The organism is Halobacillus trueperi (genome assembly GCF_003386945.1).
Taxonomy (GTDB): domain Bacteria; phylum Bacillota; class Bacilli; order Bacillales; family Halobacillaceae; genus Halobacillus; species Halobacillus aidingensis.
Genome location: NZ_QUAE01000034.1, coordinates 1 through 18,657, shown reverse-complemented (window position 1 = coordinate 18,657; position 18,657 = coordinate 1). Strand labels below are relative to the sequence as shown.

The 18,657-nt window shown below is 44.3% G+C and carries 14 protein-coding genes and 2 tRNA genes; 4 read left to right on the top strand and 12 right to left on the bottom strand.

Features of this window, described 5'->3' with window-relative positions:
- Window positions 1-356: 356 nt before the first annotated feature.
- The 8 genes from DYE48_RS20170 to DYE48_RS20135 form a co-directional block, all read right to left on the bottom strand.
- A complete protein-coding gene (locus tag DYE48_RS20170; RefSeq protein WP_115825114.1) occupies window positions 357-1,943 on the bottom strand; it encodes a PucR family transcriptional regulator in 1,587 nt (528 codons plus the stop codon).
- A gap of 855 nt (window positions 1,944-2,798) precedes the next feature.
- Window positions 2,799-3,035, bottom strand: coding sequence for a hypothetical protein (locus tag DYE48_RS20165; RefSeq protein WP_115825113.1), 237 nt, complete (start codon window positions 3,033-3,035; stop codon window positions 2,799-2,801).
- Window positions 3,036-3,050: 15 nt separating this feature from the next.
- Window positions 3,051-4,544: an NCS1 family transporter gene (locus DYE48_RS20160; RefSeq protein ID WP_115825112.1), complete on the bottom strand. Its 1,494-nt coding sequence runs from the start codon at window positions 4,542-4,544 to the stop codon at window positions 3,051-3,053.
- 92 nt (window positions 4,545-4,636) lie between these two features.
- Window positions 4,637-6,052: a dihydropyrimidinase gene (gene hydA, locus DYE48_RS20155; protein ID WP_115825111.1), complete on the bottom strand. Its 1,416-nt coding sequence runs from the start codon at window positions 6,050-6,052 to the stop codon at window positions 4,637-4,639.
- An 18-nt stretch (window positions 6,053-6,070) separates the two neighbouring features.
- Window positions 6,071-7,357 (bottom strand): NAD-dependent dihydropyrimidine dehydrogenase subunit PreA, encoded by a 1,287-nt coding sequence (gene preA / locus DYE48_RS20150; protein WP_089653978.1) that lies wholly within the window; start codon window positions 7,355-7,357, stop codon window positions 6,071-6,073.
- Window positions 7,345-8,754 (bottom strand): NAD(P)-dependent oxidoreductase, encoded by a 1,410-nt coding sequence (locus DYE48_RS20145; RefSeq protein ID WP_115825110.1) that lies wholly within the window; start codon window positions 8,752-8,754, stop codon window positions 7,345-7,347. Before DYE48_RS20145 ends, preA begins: the two co-directional genes overlap by 13 nt.
- 130 nt (window positions 8,755-8,884) lie before the next feature.
- Window positions 8,885-9,775 (bottom strand): nitrilase-related carbon-nitrogen hydrolase, encoded by an 891-nt coding sequence (locus DYE48_RS20140; RefSeq protein WP_089653976.1) that lies wholly within the window; start codon window positions 9,773-9,775, stop codon window positions 8,885-8,887.
- A 290-nt stretch (window positions 9,776-10,065) separates the two neighbouring features.
- The gene (locus tag DYE48_RS20135) at window positions 10,066-11,538 is read right to left on the bottom strand and encodes a CoA-acylating methylmalonate-semialdehyde dehydrogenase (protein ID WP_115825109.1); all 1,473 of its coding nucleotides are present in this window, start codon (window positions 11,536-11,538) and stop codon (window positions 10,066-10,068) included.
- Window positions 11,539-11,766: 228 nt separating this feature from the next.
- Between DYE48_RS20135 and DYE48_RS20130 the strand changes: the two genes are divergently transcribed.
- Entirely contained in the window at window positions 11,767-12,630 is an 864-nt protein-coding gene (locus DYE48_RS20130) for an SDR family oxidoreductase (protein WP_115825108.1), read from the top strand.
- Window positions 12,631-12,710: 80 nt separating this feature from the next.
- On the opposite strand, the gene DYE48_RS20125 is transcribed toward DYE48_RS20130, so the two are convergent.
- Window positions 12,711-13,367 (bottom strand): hypothetical protein, encoded by a 657-nt coding sequence (locus DYE48_RS20125; protein WP_115825107.1) that lies wholly within the window; start codon window positions 13,365-13,367, stop codon window positions 12,711-12,713.
- A gap of 56 nt (window positions 13,368-13,423) precedes the next feature.
- Entirely contained in the window at window positions 13,424-14,791 is a 1,368-nt protein-coding gene (locus tag DYE48_RS20120; RefSeq protein WP_115825115.1) for an alkaline phosphatase, read from the bottom strand.
- Between the two features lie 221 nt (window positions 14,792-15,012).
- Here DYE48_RS20120 and DYE48_RS20115 point away from each other — a divergent pair, with 221 nt between their 5' ends.
- Window positions 15,013-15,501: a hypothetical protein gene (locus DYE48_RS20115; RefSeq protein WP_115825106.1), complete on the top strand. Its 489-nt coding sequence runs from the start codon at window positions 15,013-15,015 to the stop codon at window positions 15,499-15,501.
- A gap of 115 nt (window positions 15,502-15,616) precedes the next feature.
- Window positions 15,617-16,282 (top strand): DUF3889 domain-containing protein, encoded by a 666-nt coding sequence (locus tag DYE48_RS20110; protein WP_115825105.1) that lies wholly within the window; start codon window positions 15,617-15,619, stop codon window positions 16,280-16,282.
- Window positions 16,283-16,422: 140 nt separating this feature from the next.
- Here DYE48_RS20110 and DYE48_RS20105 read toward each other — a convergent pair.
- Window positions 16,423-16,495: transfer RNA gene (locus tag DYE48_RS20105), tRNA-Val, on the bottom strand.
- A gap of 174 nt (window positions 16,496-16,669) precedes the next feature.
- On the opposite strand from DYE48_RS20105, the gene DYE48_RS20100 reads away from it, so the two are divergent.
- Window positions 16,670-17,989 (top strand): DUF2254 domain-containing protein, encoded by a 1,320-nt coding sequence (locus tag DYE48_RS20100; RefSeq protein ID WP_115825104.1) that lies wholly within the window; start codon window positions 16,670-16,672, stop codon window positions 17,987-17,989.
- A 127-nt stretch (window positions 17,990-18,116) separates the two neighbouring features.
- Here DYE48_RS20100 and DYE48_RS20095 read toward each other — a convergent pair.
- Window positions 18,117-18,189: transfer RNA gene (locus DYE48_RS20095), tRNA-Val, on the bottom strand.
- Between the last annotated feature and the right edge of the window lie 468 nt (window positions 18,190-18,657).

The following is an 18,657-nucleotide window of genomic DNA, read 5'->3' as shown; positions in this document are numbered from 1 at the left end:
CACAACGTAAAAGCTTGATACAGAGCGCTTTATGCATGCTTAGGAGAGAAGAGTGGGAGAAACTCCTTCTCGGTATAGGGGTTCGTTTCTCCCTTATATGGAATGGGGTTGTTGGGAAGCTGCGAGACTCCCGTGGGAGAAGGAGATAGGCGAGATCCCGCAAGGCGATAGCCTGAGGAAGCTCGGCGCTCCCCCACAGGAAAGCGAGTAGCTTCCCAACAACCCCTGACTCCAAATACGGCAAACGAACCCCGGTTATCTTGAAACTGAGTCTTCCAGAAAAGGGAGCTTTAGTTGGAAAAGGATAATAAAAAAACACTTATTCGAAAAGGGAATAAGTGCTCGAAGTAGCTTGGTCAGGTGACGGCTCTTTGGTATTCGTAGGCTAGGAGAGCAAACTCGATGACCTGTCTTTTTTCACATTCCATAAAATCAGGTCCCAGCAGTTTTTCTAACTTCTCCAGGCGATGATATAACGTCTGACGGACAACAAAAACTTTGGAAGCGGTTTCTTTTTTAGATCCATTGCACGCCAAATAGACCCTTAATGTCTCAAGGAGGTTCGTGTTATTCTTTTCATCATACTTAATAATCGGTTCTAAGTACTCTTCAACTAATCCATCAAGGTTGCTGTGCTGATGGACGAGTGAAATTAATCGGTACATGTGTAAGTCATCGTAAAAAAATTTGGACTGACTTTCCGGGAGCTTCTCCTGTAAAGTCAAAGTTTCCTGTGCCGTTTGAAAGCTTTCATGCAACTTGTACAGGTCTTTCACGTATTTACCAACAGCGATTTGAAAAGAGGATATGCATGAATCATTCAAGAGGCTGATTTTCTGTAGTCGCTCAACCCCGCGTTTGACTCGCTTCTTCCAATCCTCTGCTTCCTTCCTATTCAACAGAATGAAAGTAAGCTGATGCCGCTTCTCTACCGGAAAAACATAATAACCGTTCTGGTCAAAAATATTGTGGATGAGCATGTTCATATAGGTGACGTCAGGGTTGGATTTCTGTCTGTCCACCATATTCAACTTAATGGTAAGTACAATCGCCCCTTTTACGGTTTTATCCAGTTTGTAAATGGCAAGTCTGTCACGAATCTCCTCTTCTTCATGCTCTCCTTGCAGCCACTCTGTCAGCCACTCCGTTTCTTTTGCTTTTCTTTTTTCTTCCGTATAAAGTTCTCTTAATAAGTATTGCGCAAGCGCAGTCCCCGTCCTGTCCAATAATAAAGACTCGAATTCACCGAACTCTCTACGGTTGGACAATAAGTAAATATTCGCAAATTCCCGATCGAATACTTGCACCGGCTGTTTTAAAACTCTTCTCGATCCACCATCTGGCTTGCTCAGCTCCATCAATACTTGCTCGCGTTCTTTCTCTCTCAAGGCTGGGATCGTGACGACCGTATGATCCTTGGCAATATAGACGAGCTGGCAATTCACATATTGCTGCAAGTTTTTTAGAATCTCAAAGTAGTTATCAATGGATAACAACCGTTTATTCAGCCGTTGCGAATAATCTTCTAAATTTGTAATGAATTCGTATTGCTGATTGATGAGATCCGCATGAATATCTTGAGTAATTTCCACAAAAGAAACTTCTTCCCGGAATAAGATGATCGGAAAATCGTTGGCTTCCGCATAATCGATCGCTTCCTGGCTTATGTAATCAACGAAACTCCCGATTTCGATACAAATTCCGGCTACTTCTTTTTCGACTAATTGTTTTAATAAATGGAGAAAAAGCTCATGATCATCCTTCCAGCCAAATCCTGTCGAAAGGACAAGCTCTCCACCTTTCAAGTTCTTTCTCACTTCGATCATTTCAAAAACGTGAACCCATTTGACCAACCGGTCGATCCCCTTCCGACCAGCAATAACTTCAGCAGAAGCGAAATGGTCCCTTTTCAGGATGTTTTCAATCGACATGTGTTCGTTCATTGAATGACCCCTCTTTTAAAGTACAACAATTATTCAGAAAAATCTAATATATTGTGAGATTTTCTTACAAAAAAGTTTTATAGTCCTAGTGAACCTAACAATTCTCCCAATCTTCATCAAACTGGCAGGATTGTTGAAGACTCAGCTTCGAGATAACTGGGATTCGTTTGCCGTATTCAGAGTCAGGGGTGGCTGGGAAGCTACTCGTCCAGCTCCATCGCCCAGACACTCGCGTCATAAGCAGAACAGCAAAGGAATGAAAAAACACATTCCTTTGCTGTTCTGCTTATGACAGTCGTGTCTACCAGGGCGATTCCGCATTTGAACACTTTCCTGTGGGGGAGTGGCAAGCTTCCTCGGACTTCGTCCTGCGGGATCTCGCCTATCTCCTTTCTCCCACGGGAGTCTCGCAGCTTCCCAACCACTCCATTCGAGAGATGAGATAAACGAACCCACATACGAATAGAGCGTCTTCCATAATAACTGCTTTCTAGTTGAGAAGCGCTTTATAGCAAGCGTTAGAGTATAGTTTACTGCTTGTTTGAGAGTTGAATACACCAACTCCCATTACGATGGAGGACTGCTTATTCTGGAAGTGGTTTCGAGATGCTCTTATGGTCAAGGGGCGGAGGGAAACGGTGAGACTCCTATGGGACGTGTGGGACAGCTGATACCCCGGAAGGCGTAGCCTGAGGAGGCGCTCTGCTCCCGCCCCATGGAAAGCGAACTGTTTCCCGGAGCCCCTAAACTCCAACAAACATCTCGAAACTGAGTCTTCCAGAAAAAGGAGCTTATGTGAATAATGGAGAAGAAAATAGAAGAAAGAGGATTGGCAGGGAGCCAATCCTCTTTCTTCTATTTAACACTCTGTTTTTTCTGTTGTTGGACGAGAATGGTAGAGAAATATTTCCTCGTATCCGGGTGCAGGATGTGGAGCCGTTCCTTCTCACTTTTGTCAGATTCGCTTCCTTTATATTGAAACTCCACGAAGGCACCACTCAAATTTTCAGTGACTCCACTGATGACATAGCCCTGTTCCAATAAAAAGTCGATCTTTTCCCGTTCTGCTTCAAACTCACGATGGTCAGACATTCCAATTCCTCCTTGTTAAGCATCTATTTTCCTTGTGGACCCTTCTGTACCTGTCTTACGCCCCAGCTTTTCTTCTACGAATTTTTCTCCGATAACCCAGTCCCGGCCTACAGTTATGCCGAGATATTCATCGTCACTTGGGTTATCGATTTCTGCCTGGGGATGTTTTTTGAAATACCAATGCTTGGCTAATAAGTAATAACATAGGGCACCTACGCCAAATCCGACGAAGAAAGAATAGGTTGAGAACGTATAGGCGAAGGCACTTCCAATGACCCATGAAATAATGCCAGCCCAGTTGATGCCTCCGTCGTAACGGAATTGTCCGCCGGGTTTATACAAATCGTAGACGTTCATTCTCCGCTTTCTCAATAAGTAGTAATCGGCAAAAATGATTCCTACAATAACAGAGAGAATGGCTGCGGCAATCAATAAAACAGGGATCAATAGGTTAAAAATACTCCATGGCTGGATGACTGTCCCCACTAGACCTGCGATGAAAACGCCTGCCCAGAATGGCAGTTTCGGTCCGCCTACATTTGAAAAGATGGTGGCCGCAGGTACGATGTTGGCTGACACGTTTGTCGACCACTGGGCAAGAACAATCATCAATAGAAGAATTCCGAGGACCAGACCGCTCGCTGACTCCTGCAAAGCGACAACAGGGTCGAAGTTGGAAACAGCAATATACGATACCGCACCAAGGACGACAATGAATGTTTGTGTTAATGGTAACGCTACAAGACTACCAACTAGAGCACCTTTGTTTCGCTTAATCCAGTTACGCTCATTTTTCGGTGCTTTAATAAAGCGAGAGATGGAAGAAATGTCTGCTGCAAGAGTTGCCCAGTAGCCCATATTTCCGACTACGACTACCACAAATGCTGTAAAAGCAGCTCCTCCGGTGACAGGGCTTTCCACCCATGCCCAAATGTCTCTTCCCTGTTCAGTTGCTGTACCAGCAAGGGTGAAATACATCCACACTCCAATCAAAATGATGATCGGTGCAGCAAGGTCAGCAAATTTTTCTACCGCTTTAATCCCTAATGCCGTATTAAACAGTTGGAATAAAGCAAAAAGAATGTAACAAACGAACCAATTATCAAAACCGAATAAGATGTTTAGAATTCCATTAATAGCGGTTGAACCGAAGAATGTATTAATCCCGAACCACATCGATGCAGCAACCCCGCGGACGACGGAAGGGAAATGGGTACCGAGTGTTCCAAAAGGTGCCCGCATATATACCGGAAATGATATACCATGTTCAATTCCAATATCAGCCGTGACAGTGATTGCAAGACCGATTAGAATCGTTCCCAATAAAGTTCCAAGAACGACCCAGATTAATGAAATTTCCTGCACACCCGCTCCACCAATGGCGAAAGCGGCCAATACAACAGCCATACCCACCCACATGAATGTAAACCCGAGCGTGCTGATTTTCTTCTCACTGTGAGGAATGGGCATTAAATCCGGGGACATCAAATGATTTGTCTTTTTGTCCATGTATGGACTCCTCCTACCTATACCTGTTTTTTAAAAGGCTGCCCGGCTTTCAATGAAGCGAGGCAGCCTATATTCCATGGCATACGGACAGGTTACTTCTGATAAAGTTCTTCTTTGGAGGATGTCAATTCCCCGTAACGGGAACGTTTCAAATAGTTTCCTTTGCCAAGTTTACCGACAAATTCTTTATTCTTAATGACAAAATCACCACGGGATAATACGCTGACCGGTTGTCCTGTCACTTTCATTCCTTCAAAAGGATTGTAATCGGCAGCCATGTGACTCGTTTCAACCGAGATCGTCCGTTCTACACTTGGGTCGAAGATGACAATATCCGCATCTGCGCCGACCGAAATCGTACCTTTTTGTGGGAACAATCCGAATGTCTTCGCGATTTTCGTGGACGTAATGTCTACAAACTCGTTCAGCGAAATTCTTCCTTTTTTCACCCCTTCAGAGAAAAGAATGCTTACGCGATCTTCAATGATAGGCCCACCGTTCGGGATCTTCGTGAAGTCCTCTTTTCCTAAGTCTTTCTGACCTTTAAAGTCAAAGGAGCACTGATCGGAACCAAGTGTTTGCAGATCCCCTGTCTTAAGTGCCTTCCATAATACTTCCTGATGGTGCTTTTCACGAAGTGGCGGAGACCACACATACTTTGCGCCTTCGAAATCCGGTTTTTCTAAGTAACTTTGGTCGAGTACCAAGTATTGCGGGCACGTTTCACCTGTGACGTTATAGCCTTTTTTGCGTGCTTTCGCAATGGCTTCCACCGCCTCTTCACATGTCACGTGAACAACATAAAGCTGTGAGTCAGCAAGTCCTGTTAATTCTGCTGCACGCCCTGTTGCTTCCCCTTCTACTTCTGGTGGACGCGTAAGCGCATGATAAATCGGATCGGTTTGTCCAGCTTCCAATGCTTTATTAACTAAATGCTCGATCACATCGCCGTTTTCCGCGTGGACCATGACTAAGGCGCCAAGTTTTTTCGCTTGTTCTAAGGTACGGAAAAGGGTGCCGTCATCAGCCTGGAATACATTTTTATAAGCCATGAAAACTTTGAATGATGTAATGCCTTCATCTTCTATGACACTTGGAAGCTGCTCCAGGACACTATCGTTCATTTCACCAATCATCAAATGGAAGCTGTAGTCGATAACGGATTTATCCTTGGATTTCGCGTGCCACTGATCAATGGAATTTTGTAGTAGCTTGCCTTTGTCTGTCAGACAGAAGTCGATGACCGTGGTCGTTCCCCCGTGAGCAGCGGCTATGGTACCTGTTTCAAAGTCATCCTTACTGACCGTTCCCCCAAAAGGCATTTCGAGGTGCGTGTGTGGGTCGATACCACCAGGGAAAATGTAGTTACCTTCAGCATCGACGACCTCAGCTGCAGGATCAGTCAAATCCTGACCGATCAGAGCAATTTTTTCATTTTCAATGAGAATGTCTGCTTTGTACGTATCAGCGGCCGTCACAATCGTTCCATTTTTGATGATTTTCTTCATCCAATCCCTCCGTTAAAATTATTTGATTAAATTGACATCACAAGAAGAGGCGGCACCAATCGCTGCCTGTCTTTCATTCCATGTCATCGGTGGCTTGCCGTTCGCATACTCGACCATATCGATCGCACCATCCACCGGACAGACGATGCTGCAAAGGTTACAGCCGACACAATCTTCCTCACGCACTTTGAGAATGTCGTTGCCATTGGCATCTTTCAACATATCGATACACTGGTGAGAAGTATCTTCACAAGCGATGTGGCACTTATTACAGTTGATGCACACATCGTTATTGATTTGAGCAACGACCTGGTGATTGAGGTCCAAATTGCCCCAGTCGCTGTACTTCTCTACAGACTTCCCGACAAGATCCATGACGGAATCAATGCCTTTTTCATCAAGATAATTGTCCAGCCCTTCGACCATATCATCGATAATACTGAAGCCGTGGTGCATCGCAGCTGTACAGACTTGGACACCCGTTGCGCCCATGAGCATGAATTCGACTGCTTCTCTCCAGCTCGATACGCCACCCATTCCAGAAATCGGAACATTGATTTTCGGGTGGCGGGCACATTCCGCGACCATGTTCAATGCAATCGGCTTAACGGCAGGTCCACAATATCCGCCGTGTGCCCCTTTGCCAGCAACGTTCGGAATTGTATCCCATGAATCAATGTCGACCCCAGCGAGACTGTTGATCGTGTTAATCATACTGACCGCATCAGCTCCACCATTAACCGCCGCTTCTGCTGTGAAAGTAATGTCGGTAATATTAGGTGTGAGTTTTACGATGACAGGCGTTTGGGCGACTTCTTTCGCCCACATGGTTTGTTTTTCAACGAGTTCTGGAACCTGCCCGGAGGCTGCCCCCATGCCGCGTTCTGCCATCCCGTGCGGACAGCCGAAGTTCAATTCCAGTCCATCCACCCCGACATCTTCGACACGTTTCACAATTTCATGCCATTTTTCCTGTGTCGGTTCAACCATCAATGAAGCAATGATGGCATGGTCTGGAAACCTTTTTTTCGTTTCGTAAATTTCTTTCAGGTTCACTTCTAATGGACGGTCTGTGATCAGCTCAATATTATTGAAACCAGCCACCTGTTTACCATTAAACCCTACCGCCGCAAAACGGGAGGATACGTTTAAGATTGGTTCACCCAACGTTTTCCAAACGGCACCACCCCACCCAGCTTCAAAGGCGCGCTGGACCTGGTAGCCCGAGTTTGTCGGAGGCGCAGAGGCGAGCCAGTATGGATTCGGAGATTTGATTCCTGCAAGATTCAAACTTAAGTCAGCCATGTATGTTCCTCCTTGTTGAAAGATTTATAGGCGTTCGTCGGTTCAGGTGCCAGTTGTTTGTGGATCGCCATCGCTGCTTCTTTTCCTTGTTGGGCGGCTGTTACAACCATCGCCTCTCCCTGCCCTTTGGCAAAGATGACATCACCCGCTGAAAAAACTTTCGGATTCGATGTTTGCAATGTTTCTGGATCGACTGTGACAACGCCACCTTCATGATCCAGCCCAAATCCTTCAATAAGATCGGTATAACGACTTTGACCAATCGCTTTAATAACAGCATCCACTTCCATGACAAATTCAGAGTTTCCAACAGGAGACGGTCGACGGCGACCATCCGCATCCGGTTCACCGAGGGCCATCTTCACGCATTTTAAGTGTGTGACTTTCCCGTTTTCATCACCAATGATTTCAACAGGTTGTGTGAGCCAGTTGAATTCGACATCATCCTGCTTTGCAAAGTCATATTCGAACTCATACGCGGTCATTTCATTCCTCGTCCGGCGGTAAACGATCTTCACATCACCAGCACCTTTTCGAGCGGCACAAGTCGCAGCATCAATGGCTGTGTTACCGGCGCCAACAACGACGACATTTTTCCCAAGAAGTTCGTCGGTGATCGGGCCGGACTTCGTACTTTTCACAAAATCAATGGCGTCATGCACACCATCCAGATCCTCTCCATCAATGCCGAGCATCGGAACATTCCCCATTCCGATCGTCAACACAATCGAATCATAATCATTGGTCAACTCATCAAAAGAAACGTCTGTGCCTACCCTTGTGTTGGTGCGGATTTCAACATCCAGCTTTTCGACTTGGTCGACTTCCCAGCGGGAAATATCCTGTGGAAGACGGAAAGAAACAATCCCGTAGGTATCAAGTCCACCCGCTTCAGCTTCGGCTTCAAAAATTGTCACATCATAACCGAACCTGGCGAGTTCCCTGGCTGCCGATAACCCGGCAGGTCCTCCGCCGACAACCGCAACTTTTTTACCGTTTTTCTTGCCAGGCTTGAACAATAATTGTTCGTTTTTGATTGCCCAGTCTGTTGCGAATCGTTGTAAATCTCCAATTAAGATCGGTTCAGTGGAATGGTTCAAAACACAGGCTCCTTCGCACAACTCTTCAGTCGGACAAACACGGGCGCAAGTCGCTCCGACAGGGTTGGACGACATGATCGTCGTTGCCGATCCTTTCAAGTTCCCGGATGCGATCTTCTTAATGAATTTCGGGATATCGATGCCTGTGGGACAAGCCTGGATACAAGGAGCATCGTAGCAATATAAACAGCGGTTCGATTCTTCCATCGCTTCCTGAGCATTCAGCCCGTCATGGACTTCCTCGAAGTTCACCTTCAAATTTTCTAATGAAATCCCTTTGCTCTTTAACTGGGTCAAGGTGTTTCCCTCCTTTAATAAAAGAGAGGCTTTTAGTTAGGCCTCTTAATAAAAAAGTTCCACATAGAGAAAATGGTTCATTTTCTTTGGCTCTATGCAGAACTTCTACTTTGTGTCTGATGGATAGGTTTTAAGGGAGAAGCTCAACCATGTTTTCGTAAGTTTCCGGACGGCGGTCGCGATAGAACTGCCATGTGTCCCGTACTTCACGGATAAACTTCTTGTCCATTTCTGCAACGAGGACTTCGTCTTGATCACGGCTGGCAGTTTCAACGAAGTTTCCGCGCGGGTCGACAAGATAAGACTGTCCATAAAATTCACCCATGTTCCACGGTCCTTCATAACCGACACGGTTGATGGCGCCAAGGTAATACCCATTGGCTACCGCATGAGCAGGCTGCTCAAGTTTCCATAGGTACTCAGAAAGACCAGCTACAGTGGCTGATGGGTTGAAGACCACCTCTGCCCCGTTCAACCCTAGTAATCTAGCACCTTCAGGGAAGTGGCGGTCATAACAGATATAGACGCCGACTTTCGCAAAGGCTGTATCGAACACAGGGTATCCGAGGTTTCCTGGCTTGAAATAATACTTTTCCCAGAACCCGTGCCCCTTGTCTCCGACAGCGACTTGTGGAATGTGGTGTTTGCGGTATTTCCCTAGATAAGAGCCATCCGCATCGATGACGGCGGCTGTGTTGTAATACGTTGAAATCCCCTCTTTTTCATAGATAGGAAGAACAATGACCACACCCAGCTCTTTCGCAAGTTCTTGGAAACGTATCGTAGTTGGACCATTTGGAATCTCTTCCGCAGAGTCGTACCACTTCGGATTTTGTTCTGAACAAAAATAGGGACCATAGAAAATTTCTTGAAGGCAAATGATCTGCGCCCCTTTTTCAGCTGCTTCTTTTACTAGTTTGATATGTTTCTCAATGGAGTGCTGTTTATGAACTTCTACAGGCTCACTCCCATCCACATCATGCGAAGCTTGGATCAAACCAATTTGGACTTTATCAGACACTATAATTCCTCCTTATGTAATCCTTTTTTTGTTGTCCATTCACCTTGAAACCAAATCCCCCAAGATTGTGATTTCTTAAATCAAGGCTCACCACCTGTGATTGATTTTTTGTCATTTACAGAATTTTTAGATAACTAATTTTACTTTACATCATAAAATGAAAAATTCCATTATACATAATGTTAAATGTTGCATTCTGAGTTTAGATTTTTTGTAAGATTGGCAGGAAATTTGTGGATGATATAGTGGGAGGTGCGCGAAATTTTCACAATCCCGCACACCTATAAAAATTAGTACCAGCGTTGTGTCAGCATTTTACGCTTCGTATAGAAGTTGAGTCCATCTTTACCGTTGGCATGGAGATCGCCATAGAAGGACTTTTTATTTCCTGAGAACGGGAAGAACGCCATTGGTGCTGGAACGTTGACGTTGACACCAAGCATTCCGGCATCCACCTCTTCTCTGAACTGTTGAACGGCTTTCCCGCTTGACGTGTAGATGACAGCGCCATTGGCGAATTCAGATTTATTGGCCGTTTCGATCGCCTCATCGAGCGTATCAGCACGTACGATACTAAGAACGGGAGCAAAGATCTCATCTTTCCAAATCTTCATCTCATCGCTGACGTAGTCAAAGATTGTCGCACCAAGGAAATAACCAGACTCATTTTCACGAAGCTCTACTCTCCCATCACGGACAAGCTTCGCATTATCCTTTTCTCCGGCCTCAATATAGCTGAGAACACGCTCACGGTGGGAGTCACGGATCAATGGCCCGAGATTTGTTTCCTCATCCAATCCATTTCCTACATTTAATTGATCAGCCGCTTCTTTTAATTTGGCGACAAGGGCATCACCCACATCGCCGACGGCTACAACAACAGAACAAGCCATGCAACGCTCTCCCGCGCTTCCGAAAGCAGCATTGATGATTCCTTCGACCGACTTGTCTAAGTTACAATCCGGAAGAACGATGGAGTGGTTCTTCGCTCCAGCAAGCGCTTGAACTCGCTTGCCATGGTTGGCAGCCGTTTTGTACACATATTCCGCAACAGGCTGAGAACCAACGAAGGAAATGGCGTCGACTTCCTCATGCTCAAGCAATCCGTTCACAACGTCATGGGCACCATTGACAACGTTGAGGACGCCTTTCGGAAGACCCGCTTCATGAATCAGCTCAACGAGCATTTTCGCGAGGATCGGCGTGCGTTCAGATGGTTTCAATACAAATGTATTTCCACATACGATCGCAAGCGGGAACATCCATAGTGGCACCATCATCGGGAAGTTAAACGGGGTGATCCCCCCAACAACGCCCACCGGATAGCGATACATTCCAGAGTCTATCCCTTCTGCAATGTCCGGAAGAACATCCCCCATCATAAGACTTGGTGCGCCAGCTGCGAATTCGACACATTCAATGCCCCGCTGCACTTCACCTGTCGCATCTTTCATAGTCTTTCCATTTTCCTGTGTGAGTGCTTTGGCCAGCTCCTCACGATTTTCTACTAGTAACTGGTGATACTTGAACATCACTCTGGCCCGCTTCGGTACCGGCACCTTTTTCCACGTCTTGAATGCCTCTCTCGCTGATTGGACCGCTTTATCTACATCCTCTTTCGTTGAAATGGGAACTTGTGCAATGATCTCTCCTGTCGCAGGATTGGGTACGTCCTCCACTTGCCCGTTTTCCGACGAAACCCACTCGCCTCCAATGAAGTTCTGAATGGTTACCTGATTCTTCTTCGAGAAAGTTGTCTCCATTTTTTCACCTCTACTCGTAGATTCTGTTCCTTTACACCCTTCAAATATATTATAAATTCAGAAAATTTCTACATCAATGGACGAAGTGTCAAATCAAAAACCTCCCATTTTGACATAATGACCTTTTTTGGGAGAAGCTATTTGATATTTGGATAATACTGGATGACCTGGGCATCCTAATATTGGGTGACCAGGTCATCCAGTATTTTACATATAGGAGGGATTTTGATGAGCAATCAGAAGAAGGAGATTCAGCCGAAGCAGCATCAGGAACGGCAACCAGGGTTTGAACATGAAATGAAGCCACTTCCGGAATACGTAGATCCAAACTATAAAGGAAGCGATAAATTAAAAGGAAAAATTGCTGTCATCACTGGAGGAGACAGTGGGATTGGGCGTGCGGTCAGCCTTTACTTCGCCAAGGAAGGCGCGGACGTTGCTGTCTTATACCTCAACGAACAGGAAGACGCCGAGAAGACGAAGCAGTTGATTGAGTCGGAAGGTCGTACATGCCGCCTTTATAATGGAGATATCGGCAGTGCAGAGTATTGTGAAGAAACCGTTCAGCGAATCAAAAACGACTTTGGAACGATTGATGTTCTCGTAAACAATGCGGCGATGCAGTTTCCACAAAAAGACCTCACTGCCATCACGAATCAGCAGTTGGAGAAGACATTTCGCGTGAATTTCTTTTCTTATGTATATATGGCTAAGGCCGTCCTCCCTTACTTACAAAAAGGAAGCACGATCATTAACACTTCATCAGTCACTGCATATGAGGGAAATGAGCAGTTGATTGACTACTCTTCAACCAAAGGAGCCATTACCACATTCACGCGTTCTCTCGCCAAGTCCTTGGTAGATAAAGGTATACGCGTCAACGGCGTCGCGCCTGGTCCGATTTGGACACCTCTGATTCCTGCAAGTTTTGATAAGCAAAAGGTAGCGGAGTTCGGTTCCACCAACCCGATGGGTCGTCCAGGGCAGCCGTATGAGCTTGCTCCTGCCTATGTTTATTTAGCAAGCCAAGATTCCAGCTACGTTACAGGGCAAATGATCCATGTCAACGGCGGCATACCTGTCAATGGTTGAAAGCACGTTCTCAATAAAAAGAGCGGTCCCAAACCTAAAAGGTTGAGGGACCGCTCTTTCTATATATTTTTTCATCATCATCATTGCATGTCTACTTTTAGTTTCCCCCCTTCTACCAACACGTTTCCTTCTTCGTCCAAAACATCACTGGTTTCGATCCGCATAGACTCTAATTCTTTCCAATCATGCTCAAGGACAAATCCCATTTGTCCGACACGTGTTTCACCAGGTTCATACACCCCTTTTAGCTTTTCCAAGTAAAAGTCGTCCTTAAACCCCAACTCCTCCCCAGTGTTCGTCTTCAAGACTTCCACAGGCGCTAGATTCACTTTCTGATCTCCAGTATTTTTTATAGCTACGGTGAACTTGATATAATTAAAGTTTGTTTCATTATGAGTATAGGCATGGAAATAATCCACCAAGTCAGGTGAAGGAGAATAATTGAGCACTTTGACGTCCTTAACCGCCATTTGGACCGGTCCTACTTCTATATACTTCTCCATCTCCTTAATAGCTTTAAGAGCTAGCCGCCCATCCATGTCTTCTACCCGGTTCCCTACTTCCTTTAAATCCTGATCATCGGGAGCTTGGGGATTATTTTTATACTTCGTTTGTTCTGGAATTTCAAATAAAGGAGTTTGTCCCTCCGACTCATTCCCTTCTCCAGCCACATGGTTTGAACAACCAGTGAGAATGATGGAAATGGTTAAACTCAATAATAGCAACAAACGTTTCAACGTTTATCTCTCCTTTTTTCCAAAAAAGCCTCCCTAAGGAAGGGAAGCTTTTTCAATTATTTATGTGCCTGCTTTTTCATTTTTCCATTCTCCATCAAGTTCATGACCTTTTGTCCAACTTCGTGGTTATCATGAAGTCCTGCGAATTGTTGAGACTGAGGACCATAACCGTACACAATCACATCTTCCCCCGTATGGCCGCCTGTTGTCCATCCTGTACCGGAGCGAACATCGAAAATGTGCTCAATCGCATTATCAATCTCTGTCACTGATCCATTTTCTGCTGCATCTTTCACGGATTGGACTTCATCGTCCGTCAAGTCAAGATCCACGTACTGTTCTAACGTTTCTTCGACTCCAGCTCCTTCTGATATTTCTGCAGCCATAAAGTCAGGTGTACGTTTCACAGCTTTCAAAGGTTCAGGATTCCACTGATATTCTCCATCCCGTCCCATAGCCATTCCACCTGTAGAGTGGTCTGCTGTCGTAACAACTAATGTATTTTTATTGTTCTTCGCAAACTCAATGGCTTTTTCATAAGCAGCTTCAAAGTCCTGCATATCGCTCATAGCCGCTACTACATCATTATCATGACCCGCCCAGTCGATCTGACTGCCTTCAACCATCAGGAAGAAACCATCTTCGTCCTTTCTCAGCCTGTCCAAAGCTGAAGAAGTCATTTCCTCCAAAGAAGGAGCATCTGAAGACCGATCAATCATCTTATCCATGCCTTTAGGAGCGAACAAACCAACGATTTGATCATTAGAATCTTCCATAAGTTCCTCGCGAGACTCCACATAGCTGTACCCATCTTTCTGGAAATCATTGGTCAGGTCACGATCTTCCCTTTTAAAATAAGTAGTACCTCCACCGAGCAGCACATCAATCTTGTGTTCACCATTTACTTTTTCATCAAAGTAATCATCAGCGATATCATTATAGTTGTGGCGGGATTCATCATGAGCACCGAATGAAGCAGGTGTAGCATGATTGACCTGAGAAGTCGCTACAAGGCCTGTTGCTTTGCCTTTTTCCTTCGCCAACTCGAGAGCAGTTTTCACTTCATTCTTCTGCATATCCACAGCAATTGCATTGTTGTAGGTTTTAATTCCAGCTGCCATTGAAGTTGCAGCAGCAGCGGAGTCCGTAATACTCTCTTCTGGATCCCAGGAATAGGTTTCCTGCATGCCAATTAAATGTTCATCGAATGCCGTGTTTTCCGTATAAGGAGTAGAAGGATCATCTTTGAAGTAACGGTAAGCGGATGTATAGTTAGGTCCCATGCCATCCCCGATCAGAAAAATAATGTTCTCTACCTTTCCTTTATCCTCTTTAGGTTTTGCAAGAACCTCTTCGTTAAAAGTAAAAGCAGAACCTCCTAGAATTAAAGATGTAGTTAGAGCCACAGGTAATAGTTTTTTCATATACTTTTTGCTAAACAACTTTATTCCTCCTCGTTATATGTCGATGCAATTCGCATATTACTTGGAGAATATGAAACAATGGTTAAAAAACTGTAAATCTAGCGTAAATTAACAAATTAAGACAATTGGATCAGGTACATTGTTTGGAATTTAATTATCACCGAATGATAGGTTAAGCGTGGTATAATAGGTCAAAATCTAATCAAAAAGGGTGTGAAATCATGACCAAAAGCTTTTGTCACTGCTTTAGTAACAAAGAAGAGATTAATCGAGGAATTGCAGATAAGTGTACATACCTCGCCTTTTGTGTCGTATCTGGTGAGCACGGAGCTGTAGAGTTCAGTTTTCGTACCAGTTATATCGACAGTGATTCGGCAACGCCCTTCAGGAAATTTTACGACGTAAGCGAGGAATTTGAGGAGGATAACAAGACGTCAAGAAAAATAAGGGTCCACAGCAAACATCCGCTTGCCCAAAGTGAGGCGGAGCCAACAGAAAAATCTTTCTTACGATCTTCTGAACGCTTCTACTCCTATAAAATCGGACTTGATTTAAGTAAGCTACAATCCTTTAAAGACAATCCAGACAAATACTTAAGAACCATCCATTCAAAAAAACTGTACGATGAACTGAAGGCTGTATATAAAAACATTTTTAAATATCCACCTGATGCATTAAAAGATGATCACTGGGTGGTACTCGTAGATTAACCTCACCTTCCATGTAGGATTTTCACGGGAACCGGAGTACATATTGGACGTTCACACACCAGCCAAATATGACATAGGCTATTGAGGATATAAAGTAAAGACAGGGGGAAAATGAATGTACTCCAATTTTAACCATGTCCCTTATGGTTATGGATATCCCTACGGGGCAAATCCCTACCACCCTTATTCTCGTTATGCCTACCCTCAAGCCTATGGAACTTACCCAAACTACTATGGCTATGGTGTAAGACAACCGGTGCGCGGCCAGGCCACCTGGACAGAGGGCGGAGAAGTGACCAAGTGTGGAATTCCATGGTCGAATAACCGATACATGACGGCTGCTGTCGGTCAAAATTCACCTTACCAATGCGGGCAGACCATTAAAGTGAAAAACATTGCTAATCAACGGGTCGTTTTAGTCACGGTCGTCGATCAAGTCCCTAACTACCCAGAAAATAAAATCAACCTTCATAGAAAAGCCTTTGAAACATTAGGGGCAAGTGTGGATCTTGGTGTCATCAATGTAGAAATCACACCGAACCCTCAATTAGAAGAAGAAAAATGGGGGAAATATCTTTTAGAGATCGCTCAATCGGCCTACCCGAATTACAATGCTACAGATTATAGTAAAGTAAGCCAAACCCAGCAGAATGGTAACGTGAAAGAAGTTTACAAGTTTGTCATGGAATCCCCTCAGGAAACGATGAGCATCGAAGGGACGGTCATCTATAATCCAGCGACAGACCGAATCATTTCCATCAATTTCAAGGAAGTATCATAAGATTCAATATATTTTAAGAGACAGCAGTTATCTGTCTCTTTTCTTATGAAAAAAAGCAGATGATGATATCCTATAAAAAAAAGAAATGACGCAGCCTCTCCCTGGATGAGAAACTACGCCATTTCGGCACTTAGTATGGATGATTCCGATTGGGCTCGAACCAACGACCTCCACCCTGTCAAGGTGGCGCTCTCCCAGCTGAGCTACGGAATCGTATGTAGAATTTTGTCGGCTGTCTTGCTGACAAATAATAATATACTACGGAACAAATAAAGTGTCAATGAAATTTTAAGAGTTTTTTAAGTTCATGTAAAAGTAGCTTTTTATCCTTGCCATAATCGGTCATACTAAGAAACATACACTATATACGAGGAAGTAGGTTTTTCAATGAATAAAGGAAAGGTTTGGATCAATCTCAGAGATAGTTTTTGGTTTCTCCCTACGATATACAGTATCCTTTCAATCATTGCTGTGGCGATAACCGCCCTCATCGATCAATGGATCATATCAGAATACAAAGACAACATCCCTTCTCTCTTTTTGACGAAGTCTTCAGTTGCTCAAACTTTATATGGGTCGATGGTGACTTCCATCTTAACAATGACAACGATTAGTTTTTCGACCATTATGGTTGTACTGACAACGTACACTACACAGTTTTCACCAAGGACCCTGCAGGATTTCATGAAGAGTCGAGTGACTCAACATGTGCTGGGTGTGTTTTCTTTTGGCTTTATTTTTTCTCTCATCAATCTGTTTCTAATAGGGAAAGAACCGGGCTTAGGGTTGGTCAGTCCCCTCTTCACGGTCATCGTCTCCATTATTTGTTTAGCATTTTTCATATTGTTCATTCATCATTCTTCACGATTCCTGAAAGTAAATAACTTAATTGGCGCAATTAGAAAAAGCACCTCAACTCTCATCGCCAAAACATTTAAAGAAAAAAATTACCAAACAGCTACTGAATGGGAGGACAACAAGCTCAAAGCATTAGACCAATCAAAAGCTTATGTGATCCCAGCTGAAAAATCAGGTTATGTACAAAGTGTTCAGTACGGCTCTCTTATTAAGTGGGCAAAAGAGCATACCCTCATTCTCGAAACAAGTTTTTTAATGGGAGACTACATCCAAAAAGGAATGCCTCTCTTTTATTATTGGAAGAATGAGGAAAGTGAACTTACAAACCCAAAGGAGTGCACATCTTTCGTTTTAATTGGAAATGAACGGATTGATACACAGGATGTTGAATTCTCTATACAAAAGCTTGTAGAAATTGCAGTCAGAGCCATCTCTCCAAGTTTGAATGACCCCCATACCGCGACAAACTGTATTAACCGGATTGGATCCCTCCTTATAGAGCTGTTGTCCGTTTATGAGCCAATCCGATACTACATTGATAATGATGACGAACTTCGGTTAATAGCACAGCCAAAATCCTTTGAAGAGTATCTGTATAAGAGCTTTTACCAAATAAAAATATATGGCTTTCATGACATATCCGTCATGAATAGTGTCCTTGAATCTTTGTATAAAATCGCCGCATTGTACGACGAATCAGTCCAAGAGGATGTTTGGACATTCGGAAAAACAATCATTAATGCAGTAAAAGTGGAAGAACTGGATGAACTCGATTTCAAAAGGTTCAACCACGAAGTGGAAAAATTAACAAAAGCATGTAACAAAGACTTTCGCTTACAAAAACAATAAAACAACAAAGGCGTAAGCACCCTGGGAGACGTAGCTGGACGTCGCTCCGGCTACAGCTTGAATTTTCATCACTCCTTAGAGCATAAAAAAGCGAGCATTCATAATGAATGCTCGCTTTTTTGATTAGTGATTCCGATTGGGCTCGAACCAACGACCTCCACCCTGTCAAGGTGGCGCTCTCCCAGCTGAGCTACGGAATCGTATGTAAGGTTTGCAACTTGCTGACAAGAAATAATATACTACGAAACACTAAGAATGTCAACAATCTCACACTACATTATACTTCTGCCCCGCTCAACTATAGCTCCCGTTTGTGGAAGACTCAGTTTCGAGATGTTTGTTGTGTGGACGGGGGCTGCGGGGAATAGCTCGCTTTCCGCGGGAGCGCAAAGAGCACATACCCCGCATCTATAAAGGAAGCCTTGTCTAGTTGAAATAATGAATGACAATTCCTGGCCGTGGATACGGGGTCAGGGAAACGACGATTTGCAGTGCTTTGGATCAGTCAGTAGAAAAACACACACGTTCGTGTCTCTATTCATTTTTCATGCGGACGTTTCCCAGACCCTGTTCCCACGCCTTATTCGTGCAGGATCCATGGTTAAAACGACTCTATAATGGCGTGAGTGAACAGGTCTTTATTACAGAGCTCGGCAGGTTACTATTAG

Bases quoted from the DNA above. Each gene is read 5' to 3' on its own strand.
- DYE48_RS20170 (WP_115825114.1), bottom strand. From the start codon at position 1,943: ATGAACGAACACATGTCGATTGAAAACATCCTGAAAAGGGACCATTTC.
- DYE48_RS20165 (WP_115825113.1), bottom strand. From the start codon at position 3,035: ATGTCTGACCATCGTGAGTTTGAAGCAGAACGGGAAAAGATCGACTTT.
- DYE48_RS20160 (WP_115825112.1), bottom strand. From the start codon at position 4,544: ATGGACAAAAAGACAAATCATTTGATGTCCCCGGATTTAATGCCCATT.
- hydA (WP_115825111.1), bottom strand. From the start codon at position 6,052: ATGAAGAAAATCATCAAAAATGGAACGATTGTGACGGCCGCTGATACG.
- preA (WP_089653978.1), bottom strand. From the start codon at position 7,357: ATGGCTGACTTAAGTTTGAATCTTGCAGGAATCAAATCTCCGAATCCA.
- DYE48_RS20135 (WP_115825109.1), bottom strand. From the start codon at position 11,538: ATGGAGACAACTTTCTCGAAGAAGAATCAGGTAACCATTCAGAACTTC.
- DYE48_RS20130 (WP_115825108.1), top strand. From the start codon at position 11,767: ATGAGCAATCAGAAGAAGGAGATTCAGCCGAAGCAGCATCAGGAACGG.
- DYE48_RS20120 (WP_115825115.1), bottom strand. From the start codon at position 14,791: ATGAAAAAACTATTACCTGTGGCTCTAACTACATCTTTAATTCTAGGA.
- DYE48_RS20115 (WP_115825106.1), top strand. From the start codon at position 15,013: ATGACCAAAAGCTTTTGTCACTGCTTTAGTAACAAAGAAGAGATTAAT.
- DYE48_RS20110 (WP_115825105.1), top strand. From the start codon at position 15,617: ATGTACTCCAATTTTAACCATGTCCCTTATGGTTATGGATATCCCTAC.
- DYE48_RS20100 (WP_115825104.1), top strand. From the start codon at position 16,670: ATGAATAAAGGAAAGGTTTGGATCAATCTCAGAGATAGTTTTTGGTTT.